The organism is Paenibacillus sp. VMFN-D1 (assembly GCF_003386155.1).
In the GTDB taxonomy this organism is placed as follows: Bacteria; Bacillota; Bacilli; order Paenibacillales; family Paenibacillaceae; genus Paenibacillus_AQ; species Paenibacillus_AQ favisporus.
On sequence record NZ_QRDU01000002.1, the window covers coordinates 763118 to 787395 of the forward strand.

The 24278-nt window shown below is 49.5% G+C and carries 22 protein-coding genes; 17 read left to right on the forward strand and 5 right to left on the reverse strand.

Features of this window, described 5'->3' with window-relative positions; genetic code table 11:
* Window positions 1-201 precede the first annotated feature (201 nt).
* From galU to C7820_RS19085, 14 genes are read left to right on the forward strand one after another with little or no spacing between them, the layout of a single operon-like run.
* Window positions 202-1092, forward strand: coding sequence for a UTP--glucose-1-phosphate uridylyltransferase GalU (gene galU, locus C7820_RS19020; protein ID WP_116232676.1), 891 nt, complete (start codon window positions 202-204; stop codon window positions 1090-1092).
* 17 nt (window positions 1093-1109) lie between these two features.
* Window positions 1110-1808 carry a sugar transferase gene (locus tag C7820_RS19025; protein WP_116232677.1) on the forward strand — a complete coding sequence of 233 codons (699 nt, stop codon included), beginning with the start codon at window positions 1110-1112 and terminating at the stop codon, window positions 1806-1808.
* Window positions 1809-1818: 10 nt separating this feature from the next.
* Window positions 1819-3018: a glycosyltransferase family 4 protein gene (locus C7820_RS19030; RefSeq protein WP_181909113.1), complete on the forward strand. Its 1200-nt coding sequence runs from the start codon at window positions 1819-1821 to the stop codon at window positions 3016-3018.
* Between the two features lie 26 nt (window positions 3019-3044).
* On the forward strand, window positions 3045-4292 hold the full coding sequence (locus tag C7820_RS19035) for a glycosyltransferase family 4 protein (protein WP_116232354.1): 1248 nt from the start codon (window positions 3045-3047) through the stop codon (window positions 4290-4292).
* Window positions 4293-4332: 40 nt separating this feature from the next.
* A complete protein-coding gene (locus C7820_RS19040; RefSeq protein WP_116232355.1) occupies window positions 4333-5559 on the forward strand; it encodes a hypothetical protein in 1227 nt (408 codons plus the stop codon).
* A 14-nt stretch (window positions 5560-5573) separates the two neighbouring features.
* Window positions 5574-6722, forward strand: a complete 1149-nt coding sequence (locus tag C7820_RS19045) for a glycosyltransferase family 4 protein (RefSeq protein ID WP_147306284.1) — start codon at window positions 5574-5576, stop codon at window positions 6720-6722.
* A gap of 34 nt (window positions 6723-6756) precedes the next feature.
* A complete protein-coding gene (locus C7820_RS19050) occupies window positions 6757-8205 on the forward strand; it encodes an oligosaccharide flippase family protein (RefSeq protein WP_116232357.1) in 1449 nt (482 codons plus the stop codon).
* A gap of 37 nt (window positions 8206-8242) precedes the next feature.
* Window positions 8243-9616 carry a sugar phosphate nucleotidyltransferase gene (locus C7820_RS19055; RefSeq protein ID WP_116232358.1) on the forward strand — a complete coding sequence of 458 codons (1374 nt, stop codon included), beginning with the start codon at window positions 8243-8245 and terminating at the stop codon, window positions 9614-9616.
* 31 nt (window positions 9617-9647) lie between these two features.
* On the forward strand, window positions 9648-10991 hold the full coding sequence (locus C7820_RS19060) for a UDP-glucose dehydrogenase family protein (protein WP_116232359.1): 1344 nt from the start codon (window positions 9648-9650) through the stop codon (window positions 10989-10991).
* Between the two features lie 15 nt (window positions 10992-11006).
* Window positions 11007-12170, forward strand: a complete 1164-nt coding sequence (locus C7820_RS19065; RefSeq protein ID WP_116232360.1) for a nucleotidyltransferase domain-containing protein — start codon at window positions 11007-11009, stop codon at window positions 12168-12170.
* A 35-nt stretch (window positions 12171-12205) separates the two neighbouring features.
* Window positions 12206-13243 (forward strand): dTDP-glucose 4,6-dehydratase, encoded by a 1038-nt coding sequence (gene rfbB, locus C7820_RS19070; RefSeq protein ID WP_258875301.1) that lies wholly within the window; start codon window positions 12206-12208, stop codon window positions 13241-13243.
* Between the two features lie 18 nt (window positions 13244-13261).
* Complete coding sequence (locus C7820_RS19075; RefSeq protein WP_116232362.1) at window positions 13262-13567, forward strand: lasso peptide biosynthesis PqqD family chaperone; 306 nt, start codon at window positions 13262-13264, stop codon at window positions 13565-13567.
* On the forward strand, window positions 13554-14048 hold the full coding sequence (locus tag C7820_RS19080; RefSeq protein ID WP_105441680.1) for a lasso peptide biosynthesis B2 protein: 495 nt from the start codon (window positions 13554-13556) through the stop codon (window positions 14046-14048). The genes C7820_RS19075 and C7820_RS19080 overlap by 14 nt, the downstream gene beginning before the upstream one ends.
* A 13-nt stretch (window positions 14049-14061) precedes the next feature.
* Complete coding sequence (locus tag C7820_RS19085) at window positions 14062-15870, forward strand: ABC transporter ATP-binding protein (RefSeq protein WP_116232363.1); 1809 nt, start codon at window positions 14062-14064, stop codon at window positions 15868-15870.
* 140 nt (window positions 15871-16010) lie between these two features.
* Here the strand turns inward: C7820_RS19085 and C7820_RS19090 are convergent, their stop codons facing one another.
* Both C7820_RS19090 and C7820_RS19095 read right to left on the reverse strand, forming a co-directional pair.
* Window positions 16011-16838: an NAD(P)-dependent oxidoreductase gene (locus C7820_RS19090; RefSeq protein ID WP_258875302.1), complete on the reverse strand. Its 828-nt coding sequence runs from the start codon at window positions 16836-16838 to the stop codon at window positions 16011-16013.
* 67 nt (window positions 16839-16905) lie between these two features.
* Window positions 16906-17295: a MerR family transcriptional regulator gene (locus tag C7820_RS19095; protein WP_076170364.1), complete on the reverse strand. Its 390-nt coding sequence runs from the start codon at window positions 17293-17295 to the stop codon at window positions 16906-16908.
* A 395-nt stretch (window positions 17296-17690) separates the two neighbouring features.
* On the opposite strand from C7820_RS19095, the gene C7820_RS19100 reads away from it, so the two are divergent.
* Window positions 17691-18923, forward strand: coding sequence for an acyl-CoA dehydrogenase family protein (locus C7820_RS19100; protein ID WP_116232364.1), 1233 nt, complete (start codon window positions 17691-17693; stop codon window positions 18921-18923).
* Window positions 18924-19111: 188 nt separating this feature from the next.
* Here C7820_RS19100 and C7820_RS19105 read toward each other — a convergent pair whose 3' ends face one another.
* A complete protein-coding gene (locus tag C7820_RS19105) occupies window positions 19112-20065 on the reverse strand; it encodes a helix-turn-helix transcriptional regulator (protein WP_116232365.1) in 954 nt (317 codons plus the stop codon).
* Window positions 20066-20288: 223 nt separating this feature from the next.
* Between C7820_RS19105 and modA the strand changes: the two genes are divergently transcribed.
* Window positions 20289-21146, forward strand: coding sequence for a molybdate ABC transporter substrate-binding protein (gene modA / locus C7820_RS19110; protein ID WP_116232366.1), 858 nt, complete (start codon window positions 20289-20291; stop codon window positions 21144-21146).
* Window positions 21147-21149: 3 nt separating this feature from the next.
* Window positions 21150-21863, forward strand: coding sequence for a molybdate ABC transporter permease subunit (gene modB / locus C7820_RS19115; protein WP_116232367.1), 714 nt, complete (start codon window positions 21150-21152; stop codon window positions 21861-21863).
* A gap of 33 nt (window positions 21864-21896) precedes the next feature.
* Here the strand turns inward: modB and C7820_RS19120 are convergent, their stop codons facing one another.
* Entirely contained in the window at window positions 21897-22184 is a 288-nt protein-coding gene (locus C7820_RS19120) for a hypothetical protein (protein WP_116232368.1), read from the reverse strand.
* 371 nt (window positions 22185-22555) lie between these two features.
* Complete coding sequence (locus C7820_RS19125) at window positions 22556-24271, reverse strand: adenine deaminase C-terminal domain-containing protein (protein ID WP_116232369.1); 1716 nt, start codon at window positions 24269-24271, stop codon at window positions 22556-22558.
* Window positions 24272-24278 lie beyond the last annotated feature (7 nt).

Sequence of the window (24278 nt, forward strand, 5' to 3'; positions counted from 1 at the left end):
CACTCGGTCACGCTGTGGGTCCTATGGACCTTAGACATTCATTGTCGAGGGTGTGATGTGAGGACGGGTTGAATGCCCTGTTTTTAGAAAATGGAGCTATGGTCTTTTCCCTGTTTGCGAAGAGCATATAGCTAGGTTTTCTACATACACAGCATGCATCTGGGGTACAAAGAAAAATATAAAAGATGGGTAGTGAATGAGATGAGGAAAGTGAAAAAAGCGATTATTCCCGCCGCGGGGCTTGGAACCCGGTTCTTACCCGCGACCAAAGCGATGCCGAAGGAAATGCTGCCGATCGTCGACAAGCCGACGATTCAGTACATCGTAGAAGAAGCGGTGGCGTCCGGAATCGAAGACATTATTATCGTGACCGGCAAAGGCAAGCGCTCCATCGAGGACCATTTCGATCATGCGTTTGAGCTGGAGAACAATCTGTTCAGCAAGGGGAAGTTTGACCTTTTGGACGAAGTCCGCCGGTCCTCCAACGTGGAGATTCACTACATACGCCAGAAAGAAGCCAAAGGGCTGGGGCATGCGGTGTGGTGCGCCCGCAACTTTATTGGCAATGAGCCCTTTGCAGTGCTGCTTGGGGATGACATCGTGCAGTCCGAGGTGCCCTGCATCCGCCAGTTGGTGGAGCAGTACGAGCAAGTTGAGAAGTCTGTCATCGGCGTGCAGACCGTTCCGAGCGAGCAGACGCACCGGTATGGGGTGGTTGCGCCCTTGGAGAAGCTTGGACGTTTACACGAAGTGAGCTATTTTGTGGAGAAACCGCCGGCAGGACAGGCTCCGTCGAACCTGGCCATTATGGGCAGGTACGTTCTGACGCCGGAAATTTTCAGCTACCTGGAGCTGCAGGAAGAAGGAGCCGGCGGGGAAATTCAGCTGACCGACGCCATTCAGAAGCTGAACGAGAGCCAGGGCGTCTATGCTTACGATTTTGAAGGTACGCGCTACGATGTCGGCGAGAAGCTGGGCTTCATCATGACGACACTGGATTTTGCGCTGCAGTACGAAGAACTGCGCACCCCGCTGCTGCAGGGGATGGAGCATATTCTTGAGCGGGAACAGCTCGGCAAAATAAATCGCTAGTGAGGTGATAGGTGGTGATCTCTCCCACACCGCAAAGAAACGAATCGGATGTCGCATTCGAAGGTACACCGGCGTACTCGCCCTATGTTCTGGAGAACGATAATCCCCGGGTCATCTATCAAGCGTTTAAAAGAGCGACGGATATCGTCCTTGCGCTGATCGGCCTTGTCGTGCTCTCGCCGCTGTTTCTGATCGTTGCGATTCTGATTAAACTGGAGGACCCGAAAGGGTCCGTTTTTTTTGGACAAACCCGTGTCGGTAAAGACGAAAAGCCGTTCCGGATGTACAAGTTCCGCTCCATGGTATCCAATGCCGAAGAGCTGCTGGATGGACTCCTGGAGCAAAACGAAATCAGCGGCGCCATGTTCAAAATGAAAAAGGATCCGCGTATCACCCGGGTGGGCGCCGTCATCCGCAAAACGAGCATCGACGAGCTGCCGCAGCTTTGGAACGTCGTGCGCGGTGACATGTCTCTCGTAGGTCCCCGGCCTGCCCTTCCACGGGAAGTGGCGGAATACAGCAACTACGATAAGCTGCGCCTGAGGGTCATCCCGGGATGCACCGGCCTCTGGCAGGTGAGCGGGCGAAACGAGCTGAGCTTCAGCGAGATGGTAGAGCTGGATTTGCGGTATATCGAGCAGCGCGGCGTGTTGATGGATTGGAAGATTCTATTTAAGACTCTTACAGTGTTTATTAATTCGAAGAATGCATTTTAATGAGGTAGAAATGATGCGTAATAATATAGTAATCGCCCATAGTCTTTACACACCCAATATCATTGGCGGTGCCGAAATTTCCACCCAAATTCTAGCTGAAACAATGGCGAAGAAATATTCAGTGAAAGTAATAACAGTGGGCTCCCAAAATGAAAGAAAAGTAAGCAAGGAGTTAGTGAATGAGGTTGAAGTCTTAAGACTTCATCACGCTAACCTTTACTGGCTTGGGGATACGGATAGAAGTAAGAGTACCCTGGATAAAATTCGGTGGAGATTTAATGACATATACAATATTAGACAGTATAAAGTCATTAAAAATATTCTTAGTGAAGCATCCCCAAAAATTCTTCATACTCAAAACTTACCTGGGCTCAGCTTATCTATTTGGAGGGCAGCGAAAGAGTTGAATATTCCAATTGTTCATACACTAAGAGATTTTTCGCTGCTGGAACCTGTCCCCATTAAATCCTACTCTCACCTCTACCAAAAAATAGCAAGATCACTTAGCCGTTCTGTATCAAAGGTTATTGGCATTTCTAATGACGTTTTGGATAAGCATCTTCAAAGGGGGTACTTCCCTAACGCAGTTCCTTATATCGTGCCGAATGTCGTTGAAGATAAACCGGAGAACCGCGACTTATATATCAAGAAGGAAATAAGCCACCTTAATCCACTTGTGATCGGATATTTTGGGCAATTAAGCACTGTTAAAGGAATTGAGTATTTAATCCAGGCTGTGCAGGGACTCCCTTCATCTATAGTTGGAAAATTATTGATATTTGGAGAAGGGCCTGAGAGGGAGCATTTAGAGGAGCTTTCGAATGAGGACAAACGTATACAATTTATGGGCAAGCTTGACCGTGCAGGAGTTTCAAGAGAAATGAGCCGGGTCGACCTTACTGTTGTACCATCAATTTGGGATGAGCCTTTCGGAAGGGTCATCATTGAATCCTATCAGGTGGGGACAAATGTTCTAGCCTCAAATGTAGGAGGAATTCCTGAAGTTTTGATCGAGAAAGACTTGAATTTATTTAAGCCCAAAGAATCCAATTCTATAAGCCAAGCCATCTTGGGATATTATCATCTGCCTCTCGACCACAAAGTTGAAATGAAATGTAAATGTTATGAGCATAGCAGAAAATTCAGTACTTCATCTCTTTTTTTGGAACATGAGAATATATATCAAGATCTGATAGAAATATCTAAATAAAATAATCCGTACAGCGGAGGAACCCTATGTCAAAGATGTTATTGATTACTAGCAGGTTACCATACCCCAACATAGATGGAAGAAAAAATATACTGTCACAATATATCCATGAGTTCAAAGAAATGGACCCTGAAGGAAAGATAATCAATATATCTTATGTAGATGATCCAAGTTACCTAAAGAAAAAACCAAAAATTATTGATTTTCATGAATCAATAGAGTACCCGAATTTAATTGAAAAATTAATAAATATTCTTTTATACACAATCATATTGAGAAAATGGCCGCTTCAGGTTAGTTTGTATTACAGCAGAAAGGCCAAAACAAAAATATCTAAACTTATAGATCATTACGAACCAGACTATGTTTTTTTTGATATGATCCGTGTTGCAGAATATTTCATCAAAGGTTCGCATACAAACATCATGAATTACGATGACTTACTTTCAACGAGGTATGAAAGGCAGCGTAAATGGGTTGAATATACGCCATCATTGGGTAATGTTCAGAACATAATACCAAAAAAAATAAAAAACATGATCGATAACAGGTTATTCAAACAATTTATTTTAAAAATTGAGAGTCAATTGACGAGAAAATATGAGTTAAATATTTCAAAAAGATTTGAACATTTGGTCTTTACGTCTCCTAAAGAAGCCGAATTCTTTAAGGGAGTTACAAAGCATCCGTCTTGCTATGGAATCCCGATGAAATTTGAAGTTCATAATCGACCAAATAAAAGACAGTATAATAAAAATAAAATTGTATTTACAGGTAAAATGAATGTTCCACACAACACTTCGGCAGTGTTGTTTTTTTGTGAAAAAATATGGCCGAAATTAATAAAACAAAACCCAGATTTGGTTTTTTATGTTGTTGGTTCATGCCCTACTGAAAGGATATTGGATCTTTCAAAAGAATATAAGAATATTGTGGTAACTGGTGAGGTAGACAACATAAACGAAGTCATTTGTGATGCTGCATTGCTTGTTGCCCCTCTGTTATTTGGAACAGGAGTTAAGACTAAAATTATTGAGGCAATGTCAGTTGGTGTCCCTGTAGTTACCAACGAAATTGGAATGGAAGGCATTAATGCGAGAACGAAAGTAGATTATTATCACTATCAAAATGAGGAAGAATTAATCCAAGCAATACTGAATTTAATTAATGATGAAAGAGAAAATGAAAGGCTATCCAATAACTCTATGTTGTTTGTCCTAAAAAACTTCAGTGATGCCAGTATAAAAGAAAAATGGGTACAGATTTTAGCCTAGCTAATGACGAAATACATTAGATTAATTTACTGGGGGATATATGAACACAACCGCTATTGATTTGGAAAAGGGGGATATCTCCCATAAGAAATTGATGGTTGTTTTTTTCATCTTTTTTTTGTTCTATATAACTATTTACGGTACCATGTCAATATTTATGGCAAATATCAGTCTAAGATCGGTAAAAGACCTAGTATTACTCATAATGGTTTTTTACGGTTTTATTTATTCCTTCAATCATAAATTGCTAAGCCATTTGTTAATCTTCATTTATGGGTCGTTGTACTTGATATCTCTAACCAGCATATTAGTTAGTCATGATTTGCTCTCATTTATCTATGGAGTAAAAATCTCTCTGTTACCTATGGGGATGATATTTTTCGGCCCAATCATTGCGAGTCATTTTAACATTAAAAAACATCTCGTTGTTATCTATTTATTATTGGTAACGGTATGGCTTATACAATATTATCTGGGCATTGATCGATTGATGGAAATGGGATTTGTTTATGGAGTAAATATTAAGCATTTTTCAGGGCAGCTAAGACTTCCTTCCACAGTTGGTGCTCCTGATAATTACGCTATGTACATCGCATTAATTAGTGCAGCTATAAACACTAAGCTAAGAGGTAAACTCCGTGCTCTCTTTCTCATCCTGTCTACTGTCCTTGTTATCTTGTCAACTTTAAGAACAGCCATCTTGTTCTGGTTGGTTTATATTTTGGTAACAGTAATTCTTAAATTAGTAAAGTCATCTACAAAAATGCGGAGCTTTATTACATCAATAGTATGTTTTATGGTTTCTTTCGGGATCATGCTGCTTCCGGTTTTTACAAATACTTCTTATGCATCTTCCAAATCGTTTATCGATCGACTTACGCACTGGTTTGATTTTGTACAACCTTTAAACAGTGTAGAAGGAATTATCGGTCGGGGGATGGGAATTGTCGGTGCGGCTAGTCGGAGAATATCCGACTTAAATATAAATTCTTTAGACTATCCAGTTGATAACCAGTACATTGCGTTGTTTGAGCAAATAGGTTTAATGGGAATTTGTTTCGTTTTCTTTTTTATGGTGGTTAGTGCCTATCTTTTATATAAAAAGGGCTCTGACGAAGGCCTGGCCATCTTGCTGGCCACATCGTTTTCTTGCTTAGTGACTAATACACTAGAGTTGTACCCGTTCAATGTTTTATTCTGGGCTTTAATTGGAATGTGCATAGTTAATCCATCCATTTTAAAAAGCAAAACCACGATAACCAAGTGAAAGGGGATGATGCTGTGGGGAAGATTATAGGGATAGATGCCAGAAAATTAGAAAATAACAAGGCGGGCATTGGGAATTACACTTATAATCTAATAAGGGAAATATTAGAAATAGATGAGCATAACACGTACATTTTGTATACGAATAATCCCATACCAATAGATTTTGGTAAAGAAAATTGTATTCTAAAATGCTTGCCAGTGAAAGCTAGACACCGATTAACCCAAAAAATTAAAAGCCCTTTCTGGCAAAATTTCAATCTTAGAAATAAATTGATAGATGATCGAGTCGATATTTTCTTTTCACCTAATTTTTTTAAACCATTATTTTATAGAGGTGATGCTTTTTTAACAATCCATGACTTGACTTTTATTACTGTACCAAAGGCATTCTCTATGATACAGCGCTGGTATAATCGCCTCTTCCTTTTTTTATCCCTGCAAGGCAGAGTTGAAATTTTTACAGTATCGAATCATTCTAAACAAGATATATTAAAGCATTACCGGAGAATTCAAGAAAACAATGTCCATATAACATATTGTGCCGTGGATACCAGTAAGTTTAAACCGCTTTCGGAATTGGAATTGGACAGGAATGAATTAGTAAAAAAGAAATATGGGTTACCTGATCAATACATTTTATTTGTAGGAACTATTGAACCTAGGAAAAATTTGAAATCACTACTGAAATCCATGTCTTATTTAAAACAAGAAGGTCAATCGCAACTTCCTTTATTGATTTGTGGTTCAAAAGGAGCTGGATATCAAGAACTGATTGAACAAATCGAAGTATTGGAATTAAAAGACCATGTTAAGTTTACGGGCTACATATCAGATGAGGATTTACCATATCTCTATGCAAATGCAACTTTGTTTATATATCCATCTTTATACGAGGGGTTTGGCATCCCGCCTTTGGAGGCAATGGCATCTGGCGTGCCGGTAATTACTTCAAATACTTCGTCAATTCCAGAGGTAGTAGGTGAGGCGGCTATTTGCATTGACCCCAACAATGAAAAAGAAATGTTCGAAAAAATAAGGCTCTTATTGAATGATACTCAACTACGGGACAAGCTTATTAAACAAGGATTAGAAAGGGCTACTTTTTTTAGATGGAGCAATTCAGCCCGTCGTTTTTTGAGTGTCTTAAATCAACATGGATGAGTTGGATTCTATTGTAAAGTTGAGATGACAAAAGATGGTAAAGCATGGCTTGATTTACTTTATAGCAAAGCTGTTCGCCGGAGCGGTCGGGTTTTTATCGATTGTTCTTTATACCCGGATGCTTATACCGGATGAATATGGCCGGTATGCGTTGATCCTCGTTTATGTGAACCTGATTAATTCATTGTTGTATCAATGGTTTCGGCTGGGGCTGATTCGGTATATCCCGAGATACCATAACGATAAGGGGAAATATAACAATCTTCTCAGTACTGTTATCGTTTGTTACCTCGGATGCTGCCTGTTCACTCTTGTAGCAGGAGGCGTCCTTGTGCTCGTGGGCATCCAATCCGCAGTGCAGATGGCAGTGACGCTGTTTTTCCTGTGGACGGCGGCATGGTTTGAGCTGTCGCAGGCCGTGCAGCGCTCCAATTTAAAACCGGTCCGCTTTACGTTGATGACCGGGTTGAAATCGGCGGCAAGCCTCGGCTTTGGGGTGCTCGCCTTGGCGATGGGATACGGCGAAGTGGGCCTGCTGATTGGGATTTCACTTGGGACCCTTGTGGCTAATGTAGTGTTCATACGGGAATGGAACATTCGAGCAGGATGGTCGGTAGACCGCTCCATTCTGGTAGAGCTGGTGAAGTATGGGCTTCCGCTCATCATTAGCGGTGGAATGGCCTACATCATGCAGTCGATTGACAGGGTGATGATCGGCTGGTTAGAGAATGAGTCCGCAGCAGGGATCTACTCCGTTACTTTCGATTTTGCGCTCCAGACTGTGGGCATGCTAATGCTCATTGTAAACTTAAGCGCGCTGCCGCTGGTCATACGGCGACTGGAGACAGAGGGGTACGAATCAGCGCAAGGGCAATTGATGCAAAATTACCAGCTGCTACTAGGTATTTCTCTTCCGGCGGTGCTTGGATTAACGATTTTATCAGGTAATATTACTGGCGTCATATTCGGGAAAGATTACTCGCAGGAGGCTGCTGTTATCTTACCTTTCATCTCCTTTGCTATGCTCTTTCAAGGCTTAAAAAGCTACTATACGGACAATTCCTACCAGTTAGGGAGAACAACCTACAAGCAGGCCATTCCTGTACTGATCGGCATTGTACTTAATGTCGTCCTGAATATGGTGCTCATTCCAAGGCTTGGTCTCACTGGAGCAGCGATATCCTCATTGACGGCATATTTATGTTCGTTTCTGGCAAATTGGTTTGTGGCCAGAAGCGTTTTTTATTTACCGCTCCCCCTTGCGGAAAGCGCGAAAATTATTGGATCTTCCTTCGTGATGGGACTGGTCCTTTTCCTGCTCAAGGGACAGTCTGGGCTGCTGGCTTTAATCTGCCAAATCGCCGTAGGAGCTGTCGTATATGCAGCCATGTTCGTCATCTTGAATATCATGAATGCTCGCACACTCCTGATGCGAAAGCTGTCAGTTGTAAGACAGAAACGGCTGGCCAAGTCGGATGCTTGAACGAAATAGAACTAATTTGAAATAGGGGTGAATGAGTATGAAAATCGTACTGTTATCTGGCGGCAGCGGCAAGCGCCTGTGGCCCTTGTCCAATGACGCCAGATCGAAGCAGTTTTTGAGAGTGCTGGAAACCGGATCCGGGGAGCGAATTTCCATGCTGCAGCGAGTATGGGACCAGTTAGCGGCAGAAGGTTTGGGACAGGACTCCTGCATTGCGACAAGCAAAGGGCAGGTCGACATGATCCAAAGCCAAATTGGAAGCGAGGCTGAGATCGTGATCGAACCGGAGAAAAGAGACACGTTTCCGGCGATTGCTCTTGCGGCGTCTTACCTATATTCGATGAAGGATATGCCGCTGGATGAAGTCATGATCGTTATGCCTGTGGACCCCTTCGTGGAGCAACCCTTCTTTAACCGGCTCAGGAAGCTGGAGAGAGTGGTACAAACCTCGGGTGCAGATCTGGCGTTACTTGGAGTTCTTCCAACGTACCCATCCGAAAAATACGGGTATATCGTTCCTGAGAGCATAGAAGAAGACAACACATCTGAATATATACAGGTACACAGCTTTCGGGAAAAGCCCCGCGAAGAAGAAGCCGCCGATATGATCCGCCAAGGCGCGCTTTGGAATTGCGGGGTTTTTGCTTTCCGGCTCGGATTTATCATCGACATGTTAATCGAGAGAAAGCTGCCGATTCACTACGAGGAAGCTGTTAGGCAATATGGCCGTTTCCTGAAGACGAGCTTTGATTATGAAGTGGTGGAAAAAACAGAACAGATCGTGGTCATGCCTTATGAGGGTGAATGGAAGGACTTGGGGACTTGGAATACGCTGACAGAAGAAATCGCCTCCCCATTGATCGGAAAAGGAACGCTGTCACCGGATTCCCAAAATACTCATGTTATTAATGAGTTGGACATTCCTGTCACAGCGATCGGCGTATCCAACCTTATCATTGCGGCTAGTCCAGACGGCATTCTTGTATCCGATAAAGAAGCAAGCCCAAGAATTAAGGAACTAGTGAACTCGGACGATCTCCGGCCTATGGTTGAGGAACGACGTTGGGGACAATACCGTGTACTAGACTTTCTAAAATATGAGGACGGACAGGAAGTACTGACGAAGCGAATTCGTATTCAGGCCGGCAAAAATTTGAGTTATCAATACCACCACAAGCGGAAGGAAGTATGGACTGTCATTGCCGGTTCCGGTGAAATGATACTGGACGGACAATATCGACGGATTACCACTGGCGATGTCATTGTCATACCGGCTCAGAGCAAACACAGCCTGAAGGCCGCAACCGATATGGAGATTATTGAAGTGCAAACGGGAACAGAGCTGGTGGAGGAAGATATCGTAAGGCTGGCAATGCGATGGGAGGAAATTCTTCAATTTTGTTTTATCTAACGAAGAATTCATTAAGAGTGAGGTGTCTGAAATGAAAATTACAGTCGTCGGGACGGGATATGTCGGCCTGGTATCGGGGGTATGCTATGCTGAACTCGGGCACGATGTTATTTGTGTAGACAAGGACATGGAGAAAATCCGAAAGCTGGCTGAAGGGGAAATTCCCATTTACGAGCCTGGGCTCCAGCCGCTCGTCATTCGAAATTCTGCGGAAGGCCGACTGCGTTTCCAAACCGAGTTGAAAGAGGCAGTTACCGCTTCAGATATTATCATTATTGCTGTTGGCACCCCGTCATTACCGAATGGGGAGGCCAACCTTTTTTATATTGAGCAAGTGGCTCGTGAAGTCGCAGAGGTCATTGACTATTATAAAATTATCTGTATTAAGAGCACCGTTCCCGTTGGGACTAACGAGCGCATCCGGTATTTGATCCAGAGCCAATCGTCGGTTCATTTCGACAGTGTCTCGCTTCCTGAATTTCTTCGAGAAGGAACAGCTGTTCAGGATACGCTTCATCCTGATCGAATTGTCATAGGCGCGGAGAGTGAGCAGGCAGCTGAGATTATGCGGGAACTTCACCAGGGGCTGACCGAACATATTCTCGTGACCGATATCCGCAGTGCGGAGATGATCAAGTATGCCTCCAATGCTTTTCTTGCGACGAAAATTTCCTTTATTAACGAAATCGCGAATATCTGCGAGAAGGTCGGGGCAGATATTACCAAAGTGACCGAAGGCATGGGATACGACAACCGTATTGGCTCCTCATTTTTGAAAGCGGGGATCGGATACGGAGGCTCCTGTTTCCCAAAGGACACCCAAGCTTTGATTCAGATTGCTGGGCAAATGAATTACGACTTCAAGCTGCTGAAATCGGTAGTTGAGGTCAACCGGGGGCAGCGCTTTAACGTAATCCGTAAGCTGGAACAGCTGCTTGGCGATCTCTCCGGGAAAACCATTGGCATTTGGGGGCTCGCCTTCAAACCGGAAACGGATGATGTCCGTGATGCGCCTTCTATCGAAATTATCCAATCGCTTATTGATCTAGGGGCAGTCGTCAAGGCTTACGATCCAATTGCGACCAATAACTTTAGAAGCGTGCTCGGCTACGCCAACGTGAAATATTGCGAAACAGCGAGAGAGGCGGCTCTGGAGACGGATGCCCTGTGCATTCTGACAGAATGGCAGGAATTTAGGCAGATCTCGCTTTATGAGCTTGAAACCTGGATGAAAACTCCGAACCTCATTGACGGACGGAATATTTACTCGGAAGAAGAGATCGCCAAGACACAATTTGCTTATTACTCCATTGGCCGGCCCAACCTGAACAAAGGGATTCGCGAACAGAGCCCGGTCTTTATGATGCAGGGATGAGAGGAAGAAATGTGAATGAATAACTCGCTGAATACGAGTGATTTTTCCAGGGAATTGTCGCTGATTCTCCGAATTATTGGGTCTGGATCATGGAGGGAAGAAGATTTAGAAGGGGTAGACTGGAAAGAATTGATCCGTCTTGCTTATCATCACCGGGTCTATCCGTTGTTGTACATGCGCTTAAAGGAACGGGGCTGCGAGGGTATTCCGAGCTCCGTAATGGATTCGCTGTATTCCAAATATTCCGCCAATGTGATCAGCATGCTGCGTCTTAGCTCTGAAATGGAGAAAATCAACTCTGCATTGATGGAACATCAGGTTGAAGCAATTTTCCTGAAAGGTCCAGTTCTAGCACAACAGCTGTACGGGGACTTGTCGCTTCGGACCTCTAAAGATCTTGATGTATTGGTTTCCCCCAAGCACTTGGAAAAAGCGGAAGGGATTTTGTCTGAGCTAGGCTATGTTACAGAGGACGAGAAAACTTTGGGCTCCTGGAAACGGAAAAAACACCATATCAGTTATGTACATCCGCTCTATTTTACTCAGGTAGAACTGCACTGGCGGATGAGTGCGGAACTACCCGGGGCCTCCTTCAGGACACTGTGGGATCGGCGAACAACGGTCTCCTTCTCCGGACGGCCTATTCATTACTTAAGCGACGGAGATCTGTTTATGTACTTGGTTTCGCATGGTGCAAGGCATGGCTGGTTTCGCCTTCGCTGGTTATGTGATATAGACCGGATGATTCAAAAAAAATCATTCAATATACAAAAGATAATGGAACACTACCGTCAGCGGAAGGAGCGGCATCTAGCAGGACAGGCTGCCATTTTAACGAATCGGCTGTTGTCAACGCCATTAGGCGGTGACCTAGAAGAGCTATCCCGTAATATGTCCGCAGAGGAGCTTGCAAGAGCATCGCTGTTTTTCATCAAGAATCCTGTTGACTTATCCCCTAACGGTGATAAGGACACATTGGCATACTACAAGCGCTATTTACATTCTTTAATGTCGAGAAAAGAAAAGCTGTCGTTGATCATGGATTATCTTTACCCCAGCACAAAGGATGTTTCGCTGCTGCCACTGCCTAAATTACTGCATTTTCTATATTTTCCCCTTCGTCCGTTTCTGTGGTTTTGGCGCTATGTATTCAGTAAAGAGCCCGTGAACAACGGCTGATCCCAAAACCGAAAGAAAAGAGGAGAGGCATGCAAGTGAATCGACGGTTTAAGGACAACCCCGCCATTTTGGTTACAGGCGGTGCGGGGTTCGTAGGGGGGAACTTTCTGAGGCTGATGCTTCCGAAGTATCCTTCATACCGCTTCATTAATCTCGATAAGTTGACCTATTCGGGAAATATACAAAATATCGCAGCCTTGTCAGACTATGACCACTATACCTTTATTCAAGGCGATATTTGTGACCGGGACCTGGTAGATGTCGTCATCAGGGAGCACCAGATCGATGTTATCATCAATTTTGCCGGCGAATCTCACGTGGATCGGAGCATAGCGGATCCGGTGACATTCGTAGCCACGAATATCAATGGAACGCAATCTCTGCTTGATGCCGCAGTCCGCTACGACATTGGGCTGTTTCTGCAGATCTCAACCGACGAAGTCTATGGTTCCTTGGATGACACGGGCTATTTTACGGAAAACTCTCCGATTGCTCCTAACAATCCGTATTCGGCCAGCAAGGCTGGAGCGGATATGTTGATTCATTCCTACAGCAATACGTATGGATTACCGTTCAATATCGTCCGGTTCGGCAACACATACGGCCCTGCACAGCACCCGGAGAAGCTCATTCCTATGGTCATTATGAACGCTTTGCAGGACAGGAAGATTCCGATCCACGGCGAGGGGCTCAGCATTCGCGACTGGGTCTATGTTCGCGATAACAATACGGCAATCGACCGTGTTCTGCACCTGGGGCGCAGTGGAGAGGTATACAACATCGGTTCACATCAGGAAGTGAAGACGATTGACGTCACGCATTTTATTCTGGATATGCTCGGAAAGCCCCGGAGCCTCATTGATTTCATCCCGGACAGGCCGGGGCAGGATTACCGATATGCCAACAATCCGGCAAAAATTATGAATGAGCTCGGATGGAGACCCGAATACAGGTTTGCGGAAGGGTTGAAACAAACCGTGGAATGGTACGTCCAGCACGCAGATTGGTGGCAAGAGCCGAATCGTCGTAGCTATGAATCTAACATCCCGATGGGTTCTCAACAAATTATATGAGAAAGAGGTAGGTCAATCATGAGTATGACAGAAATCGCTGCAGCCAACATCATCTCCCAATCCCCCGGCTATCTCGTCAGCGACATGGACGGGGAGAAAGTCATGCTGAGTATCGAGACCGGAAAGTATTACAACCTGGGGCAGATCGGCGGGCGGATCTGGGAGCTGATAGCTGCGCCGACCAGCCTGACGGATCTGGTGGGCCAATTGGTCGAAGAGTATGATATCGGGCCGGAAGCGTGCGAGCAGCAGGTGCATCCGTTTCTGAACAAGCTTGCGGCGGAGGGACTGATCCAGGTGAGAAGCGGGCATGAGCTGGAGTAGGCAGCTGCGCGCTTTTGTCCGTTTTCCATGGGCCCAGAAGACGATGTATGCCGAAGCCTACGTGCTCCTGGCATGGGGAAGAGTGCTGAAGGCACTCCCGTTCGCCAAAGTCGCCCCTTCCCTGGGGAGCTATATGAAGGAGACTCCGGAGGAGGAGCTTGGCCGGCAGGAACTGCTGACCATCCGTCAAGTTTCCAAAGCCGTTCATGGGATGAGCCGGTACACCTGGTGGGAGAGCCAATGCCTGGTCAAGGCGATCGCTGCCATGAAAATGCTGGAGCGCCGCGGCCTGTCGAGCACGCTGTATTTGGGAAGCGGCAGGGACGAGCAGGGGCGGCTGGCGGCTCACGCCTGGCTGCGCTGCGGGTCGTACATCGTGACGGGAAGGGAAGGGCACGAGAAGTATACGGTTGTGGGCATTTTCGGCAACGGAGCGGCAGCGGACCGAGAGGCCGGGCTCATGACGCGGCAATCCGGATAAGGAGCTACGTACAATGAAGGATTTATTCTACTATATTCGCAAAATCCAGCGGGTCGCCGGAGGCAAACTGTACCTGAACATGTCCATGACCCTTCTCATCAGCCTGTTGGATGGCATCGGCATGTATTTGATCGTCCCGCTGCTGGGCATGATCGGTCTGCTGCAAATGGATTCGGGGAGCCTGCCGTTTTTGGCCCCGCTTACCGGGCTGATCCATTCCTGGTCCCTGCAGCTCAGTCTCCCGCTGGTCCTGGCGGTCTATGTCCTCATCCTGGGTGGACAAGCGCTGCTGCAGCGAAGCCAGACCCTCCTGAACGCAGGGATTATTCAATCCTTTATCCGGACGCTGCGGACCGAGACGTATGAAGGGCTGCTGCGGGCCAAGTGGGAGTTTTACCTGCGCAAACGCCGGTCGGATTTCAACCACGTGATGTCCAACGAGCTGGGGCGGGTCAATTACGGCACGACTTTATTTTTGCAGATGGTGACGTCGCTGATCTTTACCGTGCTTCAAATTGCCCTGGCCCTGTGGCTGTCGCCGGCGTTGACAGGGATGGTGTTGGTCAGCGGGGGGCTGCTTGCTCTGTTTGCGCGGAGGTTCGTGCGCAGGTCTAAGCGGATCGGGGAGGAGACCACCGAGCTGTCCAAGCATTATTTTGCAGGAATCAGCGACCATTTCGGCGGCATTAAAGATATCAAAAGCAACCGGCTGGAAGCGTCCCACATCCATTGGTTCCGTAAGCTGACCGATCAAATGGAGCATAACTTCCTCGAGTTCGGCCGGGTGAACTCCATGTCGCAGGTCATTTACCGCCTGTCCTCCGTCGTGCTGGTCGCGGCATTTATGTACGTGGCGATCGCGGTACTGCATACTCCTCCGGAGCAGCTGATTACGGTCGTGCTCATTTTTACCCGGCTGTGGCCAAGATTTATCGGCATTCAGTCGAATATGGAGCAGCTCAGCTCGAATCTGCCGGCGTTTCATGACATGCGAAAGCTGCAGCAGGAGTACGAAGCGGAGCAGGAGCTGATCAGCCCGGAAGCGGCGGGGGCTTCGAAGCTTGCCTTGGTAGACGGAATCAGCTGCACCGATGTCAGCTACCGGTACAATCCCAAGGAGCCACTATATGCCCTGCGTGATATCAATGTGCATATTCCGGCTAACCGCATGACCGCCATCGTCGGCAAATCCGGCGCTGGGAAAAGCACGCTGGTCGACCTGCTGATGGGGCTGATCCATCCCGAAGAGGGAGAAGTGCGGGCGGACGGCGTTTCGCTCCAGCGCGAACGCCAGCTGCTGGCGCTGCGCGGCTCGATCGGATACGTGGCGCAGGATCCGTTCCTGTTCAACGAAAGCATCCGCTACAATTTGCAGCTGGTGGACCCCAATGCGCAGGATGACGATCTATGGCAGGCGCTGGAGTTCTCGGCTTCGGCCGAGTTCGTCCGCAAGCTGCCGCAAGGATTGGACACGGTCATCGGGGACCGGGGCGTTCGCTTGTCGGGCGGAGAGCGCCAGCGGCTGGTGCTGGCCCGCGCGATTTTGAAGCGGCCGAGCATCCTTGTATTGGATGAAGCGACCAGCGCGCTCGACAGCGAAAATGAGCTTCTGATCCAGCAGGCGCTGGAACGCCTCAAAGGAAGCATGACGATGATCGTGATCGCCCACCGGCTGTCCACCATCCGGAACGCGGACCATGTGATCGTGATGGAGCAAGGCAAGGTGATTCAGCAGGGCGGTTATTTGCAGCTGTCGCAGGAGAGCAAAGGTTCCTTCAGTAAACTGCTGAGCTACCAGAGCGGAGCTCAAATGCAGGTATGATTCGGATGAAAAGCAGCCCCCGGGAGGCGTTCGCGCTTCTGCGGGGGCTGCTGTTTTATTTCATGCGAGATGGTTTCGAACGGAACCGCATGCATACTCCTTTTTCTCATGATCCGTATATGGGTACGATATTATCGATATTATCCTTGTTTATGCTCGCTGCTTAACAGGTCATACAACAGATTCGATAAAGGTGCGGGGGCCCCGGCCTGCTGTGATGCTTGTTTAAAAATGCCCACATCCTTTAACGGAATATGGCTTTGAGTAAAGAGATGATCCATGTTCTCGGCAGCCATCTGGCCGTAACGCTTATAAATCGGGGCGTTAAACAGCGTTTGGGTCAGCATATCCATCACGGGCTTGGGATCGCCACCGCTCTTTTCGACCATGGAGAGAGCTTCCCGAATGGTGTACACGGCGGAAGTAATCATGAAGTTTCCAACCAGTTTCACCTGATTCGCTGCCCCGGCTTTTTCACCAAAATCGAAAATATTCAGCCCTCCCATAGCCTCCAACACCGGCCGGACGCGGTCTTTAGCCTGCTGAGGCCCAGCCATGGGGATGGAGAGCTGACGTGCTGCTGCAGCCTCCGGAACTCCAAAGATAGGGGCTTCGACCAGGGTGCTGCCATGCTCTGCGTGAACAGCTGCAAGCTTTTTGGATATATCCGGTGATATCGTGCTCATCGAGATATGAATCCCCCCTTTGCCAAGCTTTTCTAAAAAGCTATCGCTCATGACGATGCTCTCCACGGACGCATCATCCCACAAAATGGTGACGACGATTCCGCCAGCGGTAACGGCCTCGTCGGGTCTGGATGCCAGCCGGGCGCCTTGGGCAATCAAAGGTTCGGCTTTGCTGGCCGTCCTGTTATGCACCACCAAAGGATACCCTGCATCGAGGAGATTGTTAGCCAGCGGCAGACCTAAGCTGCCAAGTCCGATAAATCCGATCGTCTCGTTCATCATGTTTATCCTCCTGGAAATGTGAATGTTCTAAACATTACGTTAACGTCATGTTTGTGGCAAAAAAAATTTAATGCTGCTCTGCGTCCTTGAGCCATTGCTCAAAGCGGTCGATATGGGTCAGCAAATCGGTCCGGAATTGTTGTAACCCCTCGATCTTCTGATCTGTCTCTGCGAGGTGCTGCTTCAAGATGCCGAGCACTTTCTGTTTAGGTTGTACACCACTGGGGTCCATGAAATAGAGGTCGATCACGTCCCGTATTTCCTCCAAGCTGAGCCCAAGCTTCTTTAATTGGTCGATTTTGCGCAGCCGGGCAACGGTCTCATCTGTATAGTAATGCTGCCCATTGCCTTCACGCTCGCCTGGAGGGATCAGCCCCATTTTTTCGTAATATCGAACCGTTCGCTGAGTAACCCCCGCTCGTTCCGATAAATCCCCTATGCGCATGCGATCCTTCATATCTTGCCCTCCAAACATGACGTTAACGTCGTGTTTATAAAATATCATCTTAATCCGGCTTTGTAAAGCGCGTACGCATATTGTGCCGGCTGCATCCCGTGCGGTGTTGAGTAAAATGATCGCAAAACAAACGCAAAATAGGTCACAGGTTGCCTTTAACCGGCCCATGAGACACCAAAGCTTATTCGTTCAGCTTTTATAAAAAGAAACAGGTTCTGCTTTGGACAACACAGCCCCTGCATTATACAATGAAGAAAACATCTTTCGAAATAACCTGACAGAAGACAGACCACGTTTGGCGGGTTCGTTTTCTTGGGAAGTCAGAATACAGGTGTCCATTTTGATGCTTACTGATTTCGTTAGGAGAAAAGATACAGGCGAGGGGAGAGTACAGGATGAATTCCATGCAAACGGATCCGTTTATACGAAATAATCGGGAGGCCGAGATCGCGTCCAGGTCCGAGCGGCTTGCGGCGGTATTTGCGGAGAGGGCGGCGGAACATGACCGGGAAGGATCGTTCCCGTTTGAAAATTTTGCTGACCTGAAAGAGTCGGGTTATTTAAAGCTGACGGTGCCGGCGGAGTTTGGCGGTGAGGAAGCGTCGCTGTACGAAATGATCCTTGCCCAGGAACGGCTGGGAAAAGGGGACGGATCGACGACGCTCGCAGTCGGCTGGCATGTGAGTCAGGTGCTGCAGATGCGGATCGGCCAGTCGTGGCCGCGCGAGCTGTATGCCGACTTCTGCAGGCAAATCGTCCGTGACGGGGCGATGATCAACCAGTTTGCCAGCGAACCGTCGACCGGCAGTCCGAGCCGGGGCGGCCGTCCGGGAACGAAAGCGGAGCGTACGGAAGGGGGCTGGCTGCTGACCGGCCGCAAAACGTTCAGCTCGCTCATCCCGGTGCTGGATCAGTTTACGGTCACTGCATTTGTGGAGGAAGAAGACAAGACCGGAACGTTTTTGGTGCGGAAGGGTCCGGGCGTCAGCATTGACGAAACGTGGAATACGATGGGCATGCGGGCGACCGGCAGCCACGACCTGGTGATGGAAGAAGTGTTCGTGCCGGACGGGGAAAGGATCGATAGTGAGGATCCTTTAGGAGGACAGCCGGCAGGTAAGATGTCCGATCACGGAGGGGCGCTGCTGCATATCCCGGCATGTTATATCGGCATCGCCTGGGCTGCCCGGGATTTTGCGGTGCGTTACGCCGCCAATTACCGGCCAAACAGTCTGCAGGGGCCCATTGCCGACCTGCCGCATATTCAGCAGAAAATCGGGGAGATGGAGTCCGAGCTGATCACCGCCCGCACGCTCATGTACAGTGTGGCGGACCGCTGGGACCGCCACCCGGAGCTGCGGCCGGGCATGAGGCCCGATCTCGGGCTCGTGAAGACGACGGCGACCCATGCGGCCCTGCGCATCGTCGATCTGGCGATGCGGATTGTGGGCGGGGCCAGCCTGTCGCGCCAGCTTCCGCTGGAGCGGATGTACCGCGACGTGCGGGCGGGGCTGCACAACCCGCCGATGGACGATACGGTTACATCGATGCTCGCCCGCCGGGCGATCGCGGGCGTATCCGGGGCCGGAGAAGCGAACGGAGAAGGGAACTCGGGAACCAACCGGTAGGATCGGCCCGTAGGCTCATGCTCGTAGGATCGCAGGACTTCGAAACAGCATAAGAGGCAGTCGGAATGATTCCGGCTGCCTTTTTCTTTTTGCGAGATTGAACTTCTACCCTCTAATGAACGGCAATGGGTGCTCTCCTCGATATGAGGGGGCACCGGGTGATACGGAGCCGTTTCCGCAATATATTTCTATGTCTCAAGCAAGATCTCTCCGGTACGGGACAGATCATACCCTGCGATGCTCTGCAGCTCGCGGCGGAACTCCTCCGAACGCAAAATGCCCATTAGCGACTCGATCCAAGACATATTTTCCGCCGATTTGAGCACGACCAGGTCGTAGCGTTCCTCGATCAGCGGGATAAAATCCACGCCGCCTACGATCGCTGCCGCTTTTTCGATGCCAACCCCGACATCGGCCTCCCCGGCTGCGACGGTGCCGGCGACCGCAATATGGTTGGTCTGCTCCTCGCCGTAGCCCTGCAGCTGATCCCGCCGGATCCCGTGCAGTCGCAGCTGTTCATCCAGCAGAACGCGGGCACCCGACCCTTTTTCGCGGTTGACGAGCCTAAGCCCCGTGCGGGACAGATCGGCCCAGTCTTTCAGCCCAAGGGGATTCCCTTTTTGGACATACAGGCCTGCTTTTCTCGAGAGCAGGTTGACGACCAAATACGGAAAGCCGACCAAAATCCGCTTAATGTACGGCAAATTATATTCGCCGGTATCGCCGTCGAGCAGATGGGTGCTCACGATGTCGGACTCACCGCGGTACATGGCAATCAGACTGTCCAGACTCCCGACATATGCGCGGAGCGGACGGATGCCGGGCGTTTGCTTTTCCATATGCTTAACGAGAATGTCAAGGCTGATATCCTGCCCCGTAATGACTACCGAACGGGTTCCGCCGGCTCCGACAGCTGCAGGTTGAAAGGAAACCGGCTCCGCCGGAGCCGGGCGGTGTTCGGCCGCCTGCAGTCCTTTGGCCCTTTGCTTGTAGGCTTCCAAATCCGCGGCATCGACCCGCATTTGCTTGCCCACCCGATACGAAGGCAGCTCGCCTTTTTTGATCAGGTCGTAGACGGTGAGCTTGGATATTTTCAGGAGCTTGGCAATCTCCTCGGTCGTATACGAAATGTCGCTGGACATGAGCTTCCTCCTTGTACGCTGTATGTTTCGTTGAATGTTTCGTTATATGTTATCTTTCCTTGTTATGGCTTAGGTCTGAACCCTGTGAACATAGTGTCTTCTATTGTATCACACCCGGATGTGAAAATTGTGCAAACCGTATTTACAACCTCGCGGCTCACTGGATATAATCAATTATATCTAATTATAACTAAATATAACGATTATGGATAGGAGATTACGGATGATCAAAAGGGGTATGAAACCAGGTGTTTGGCTGATCCTCGCTGCCTTCGTTCTGATGTTGGCAGGCTGCGGATCGAATTCCGGTTCGGCTGCAGACCCGAAATCGGCCGACTCAGGAGCCGCTGCGGAAACTTCAAATAGAGAGACTGCGCAGCAGGTAGAACTGACGATCTCTGCTGCGGCCAGCATGACGGATGCGCTTCAGGAGATTCAACAAGCGTACGAGGCGGAGCATGCGAACGTCAAACTGAACTTTAACTTTGGCGCTTCGGGGGCACTGCAGCAGCAGATCGAGCAGGGCGCACCGGCGGATCTGTTCCTCTCGGCTGCCGTGAAGAACATGAAGGCGCTGGAGGACAAGCAGCTCATTGACTCTTCGCATGAGAAAGACCTTCTCGCCAATGAGCTTGTGGCCGTGGTGAACGCCAAAGAACCGGCCCAAGTCTCGGGCATGGAGGACCTGAAAGGAACCGGCTTGAAAAAAATCGCCATCGGCATTCCGGAAAGCGTTCCGGCAGGGAACTACGCCAAGGAAGCACTGACGAACGCCAAGCTGTGGGACACGCTCCAGCCGAAGCTGGTGCAGGCCAAGGATGTGCGGCAGGTGCTGCAGTACGTGGAAACTGGCAATGCGGATGCGGGTTTTGTGTATAAAACGGATGCATTGACTTCGGATCAGGTCAAAGTGGCGTTTACTGTCGACCCGTCCGCCTATACGCCGATCGTTTACCCGGTCGGGGTTGTCAAGGCGACGAAGCACAGCCAGGAGGCGGTGGATTTGTACGAGTACCTTCAGACGGATTCGGCCTTGGACATTTTTAAAAAATACGGATTTTCCGTGCCGCAGCAGGGTTAACAGATGATGGACTGGCAGGCGTTTTGGGATCCGGTCAGATTGTCCTTACAGGTTGCTCTGCTTTCGAGTCTGATCGTGATCATCTTGGGTACGGGAGCGGCCTGGTGGATGGCAAGGCATCATTTCCCGGGAAAAATCGTTCTGGAGACGTTGTTCATGCTGCCGCTGGTCCTGCCGCCGACCGTGGTGGGATTTCTGCTGCTGATGCTGCTTGGCCGCCGCAGTTGGGTGGGGCAGCTGATCGAATGGCTGTGGGATGCGCCGATTATTTTTTCCTGGTGGGCCGCTGTTGTGGCGACCATCGTCGTGGCATTCCCGCTCGTGTATCAGACGATGAAGAACGGCTTCGCCGCCGTAGATCCGGATCTGGAAAAGGCAGCCCGCTCCGACGGGGCAGGCGAGTGGAGGGTGTTTCGCTCCATTACGCTGCCGCTCACTTATTCCTCGCTGCTGACCGCGCTCGTGCTCGGGTTTGCCCGGGCGCTCGGCGAGTTCGGCGCTACGCTTATGGTTGCCGGGAACATTCCCGGCAAGACGCAGACGGTGCCGACGGCTATTTACGTGGCGGTCGACGCTGGCAACATGCCGATGGCCTGGGCGTGGACGCTGGCGATCATCGCGATGTCTTTTGTCATGCTGCTGCTGACCGGAAGGAGAGCACCGGGAGCAGAGCGGCCGCGAGCCGGTACAGAGGTATCGAGGGAAAGCCGGGGATAACGGGAGAGTATTGGTATTGGGGCCGTTTGTTGATCATGCAATGATAAGAATATACAGCCCCAGGCAAAACAGTATAGCTGATATCAAATAGAGGACTGTTTTTCTCAGCCACCATGGAAAATGCTTATAGATCAATCCTGCAATAAAGCTGCAGATCACTGCTGCGATATTTCCTGATATCGTATCGGCAAGGGGCCATACATTCATCACATCCGTAACGCTGCCCTTAGATTTTCCACGTTTAATGGCAAGGCCAGATCTAATTGCCATAAACGATACAATCCAAATAAGGACAACGAGTATAAGCTTCCACCACTTCATGTGCAATTCCTTTCTATGTAGCAGGATATTATAGCAGTATATAAAAACGGGCGGATTACGCTGTGACTAATGTTTGTACGGTATCTCGCCTAAAGTCCGTAGGATATTGTATAGCATAAGGTCGCTTTACGCCTATAGAAATAATCTGGAATAAGTGATTTGATTTTGGCCCATAAAGCGGCTTTAGGGCGAAGATAGGTGTACTTGTGCGCTTATTCAGCTTGATCGATTTTGTCATACAAAAAAGGGCTGTCCCCACGCCAAATGGCGGGGACAGCCCTTTGTGATATATACGGTAAGGCCATTTATAAAAGGTCATACCTTACGGCAATGCCAAACCTAACGGTTAAATATTATACCTGGCCAGTAACTTACACCTGCTCAATAATGAGCGGCACGACTTTGCCGGCGTTGACGTCGATCAGTCCGTGATCGGTGATTTTGAGGTACGGGCTCACCGGCAGCGAGTGCGTCGCGATCGACATGATCGGGTTGTAGTGCTTGTACCCGAGCTCTTCCATCGCCTCGCGCACCTGCTGGACGGACTCGGCGGCCAGATCGAGCGGGTCTTCGGTCAGGATGCCGCCGACCGGCAAGTGCATGTTTGCTTTGATCTCGCCATCCAGGGCAACGCAGAAGCCGCCCTGCTGGCGGATGACCGTGTTGGCGGCGAGTACCATGTCCTCGACGTTGTGGCCGATCACCAGCAGGTTGTGGTTGTCGTGGGAGTAGGTCGTCGCCACAGCGCCGCGCTGGATCGTATCGCCCGCGATGAAGCCGAAAGCTTTTTGGCGTCCTTTGCCGTACCGTTCGAATGTGGCGATCATGCCGCAGCGGCTGTCCTCCCACAGCAGCCGGCCATTCGCGGCCGGAACGTCCACCTGGCTCTCCTTGGTGAAGGTCGAGCCATCCTGGATCGTCATCACCCGGCACCGGTAAATGCCGTCCTCTACGCCGGCCGCCGCTTCGAAATCGGCGGCGCTCAGCTCGTCCAGCTGGACGCTGTGGTAGAAGTGCTCCGGGAACCGGTAGCCGCTCGACTGCGGCTCAAAGGCCTTGGCGGCGGAGTACACCTCAGCGCCGTTTTTGTACACCGATTCCAGCTTCAGCTCGGACAAATCCGAGATCAGCTGGAAGTCGGCGATTTTGCCCGGTGCGATGGAGCCCCGATCGTACATCCGCATGCGGCGGGACGGGGAGAAGGTCGCGGCGTAGATCGCCCGCTCCGGAGACATCCCCATGCCGATGGCCTTGCGGACGATCTGGTTCAGGTGGCCGCGGGAGCGGAACGAGTCCGCCATGACGTCATCGGTCACGAAGCAGAAATGCTCGGAAACGTCGTGGCGGATCAGGTAGTCCATCACTTCCGGCGTCATCGACTTCTCCTGGATTTCAATGAACATGCCGGCCGCAATCCGCTCCTCCAGACCCTGCAGCGTCTGATGCGTATGGTCCGAGTTGACACCGGCGTAAATGACGCGCTGCAGGTCCAGATCCAGCAGCTTCGGCACGTGGCCTTCGATGACGAGCTCAGGATAATGCGAGCGGATATGCTCCAGGATACGGTTCGTTTTGCAGTCCGGGTCGGTAATGATGTCGACGTAGTTCATGATCTCGCCGAGGCAGATGACATCGCCCGTGGACAGGAGGGCATCCATGTCCTCGATTTCGATCGATCCGCCCGTCGTTTCCATCGAGGTGGACGGGACCGAGCTCGGAATGGCGTAGAACATGTCCACCGGACAGTTCCGGCTCGCCTTGATCATCTCGAGAACGCCGTCAAGGCCGAACACGTTGGCCATCTCATGCGGCTCGGGTACGATCGTAGTGACGCCGTTTCGCAGGAGACCCGCCGAGAAGGATTCAGGCGTCACCATCGTGCTTTCGATATGCAGATGGATATCGATGAAGCCGGGGACCATATAGAGTCCCTCCGCGTTAATGACCTGCTTGGCCTGGAACGTATCTTCGCCCCTCAGGCCGATATAGAAAAACTTACCGTCCTTGACGGCGACGTTGTTGGTAGACCACTGCTTAAAGTAACTGTTGTACACCTTGGCTTGAAGAAATAGCAAATCTGCTTGCATATGTTGT

What these genes read in the sequence shown, in the direction of transcription:
- galU (WP_116232676.1), top strand. Translation starts at nt 202, where the DNA reads ATGAGGAAAGTGAAAAAAGCGATTATTCCCGCCGCGGGGCTTGGAACC.
- C7820_RS19030 (WP_181909113.1), top strand. Translation starts at nt 1,819, where the DNA reads ATGATGCGTAATAATATAGTAATCGCCCATAGTCTTTACACACCCAAT.
- C7820_RS19035 (WP_116232354.1), top strand. Translation starts at nt 3,045, where the DNA reads ATGTCAAAGATGTTATTGATTACTAGCAGGTTACCATACCCCAACATA.
- C7820_RS19040 (WP_116232355.1), top strand. Translation starts at nt 4,333, where the DNA reads ATGAACACAACCGCTATTGATTTGGAAAAGGGGGATATCTCCCATAAG.
- C7820_RS19050 (WP_116232357.1), top strand. Translation starts at nt 6,757, where the DNA reads ATGGTAAAGCATGGCTTGATTTACTTTATAGCAAAGCTGTTCGCCGGA.
- C7820_RS19055 (WP_116232358.1), top strand. Translation starts at nt 8,243, where the DNA reads ATGAAAATCGTACTGTTATCTGGCGGCAGCGGCAAGCGCCTGTGGCCC.
- C7820_RS19060 (WP_116232359.1), top strand. Translation starts at nt 9,648, where the DNA reads ATGAAAATTACAGTCGTCGGGACGGGATATGTCGGCCTGGTATCGGGG.
- C7820_RS19065 (WP_116232360.1), top strand. Translation starts at nt 11,007, where the DNA reads ATGAATAACTCGCTGAATACGAGTGATTTTTCCAGGGAATTGTCGCTG.
- C7820_RS19075 (WP_116232362.1), top strand. Translation starts at nt 13,262, where the DNA reads ATGAGTATGACAGAAATCGCTGCAGCCAACATCATCTCCCAATCCCCC.
- C7820_RS19080 (WP_105441680.1), top strand. Translation starts at nt 13,554, where the DNA reads ATGAGCTGGAGTAGGCAGCTGCGCGCTTTTGTCCGTTTTCCATGGGCC.
- C7820_RS19085 (WP_116232363.1), top strand. Translation starts at nt 14,062, where the DNA reads ATGAAGGATTTATTCTACTATATTCGCAAAATCCAGCGGGTCGCCGGA.
- C7820_RS19090 (WP_258875302.1), bottom strand. Translation starts at nt 16,838, where the DNA reads ATGATGAACGAGACGATCGGATTTATCGGACTTGGCAGCTTAGGTCTG.
- C7820_RS19095 (WP_076170364.1), bottom strand. Translation starts at nt 17,295, where the DNA reads ATGAAGGATCGCATGCGCATAGGGGATTTATCGGAACGAGCGGGGGTT.
- C7820_RS19100 (WP_116232364.1), top strand. Translation starts at nt 17,691, where the DNA reads ATGAATTCCATGCAAACGGATCCGTTTATACGAAATAATCGGGAGGCC.
- C7820_RS19105 (WP_116232365.1), bottom strand. Translation starts at nt 20,065, where the DNA reads ATGTCCAGCGACATTTCGTATACGACCGAGGAGATTGCCAAGCTCCTG.
- modA (WP_116232366.1), top strand. Translation starts at nt 20,289, where the DNA reads ATGATCAAAAGGGGTATGAAACCAGGTGTTTGGCTGATCCTCGCTGCC.
- modB (WP_116232367.1), top strand. Translation starts at nt 21,150, where the DNA reads ATGATGGACTGGCAGGCGTTTTGGGATCCGGTCAGATTGTCCTTACAG.
- C7820_RS19120 (WP_116232368.1), bottom strand. Translation starts at nt 22,184, where the DNA reads ATGAAGTGGTGGAAGCTTATACTCGTTGTCCTTATTTGGATTGTATCG.
- C7820_RS19125 (WP_116232369.1), bottom strand. Translation starts at nt 24,271, where the DNA reads ATGCAAGCAGATTTGCTATTTCTTCAAGCCAAGGTGTACAACAGTTAC.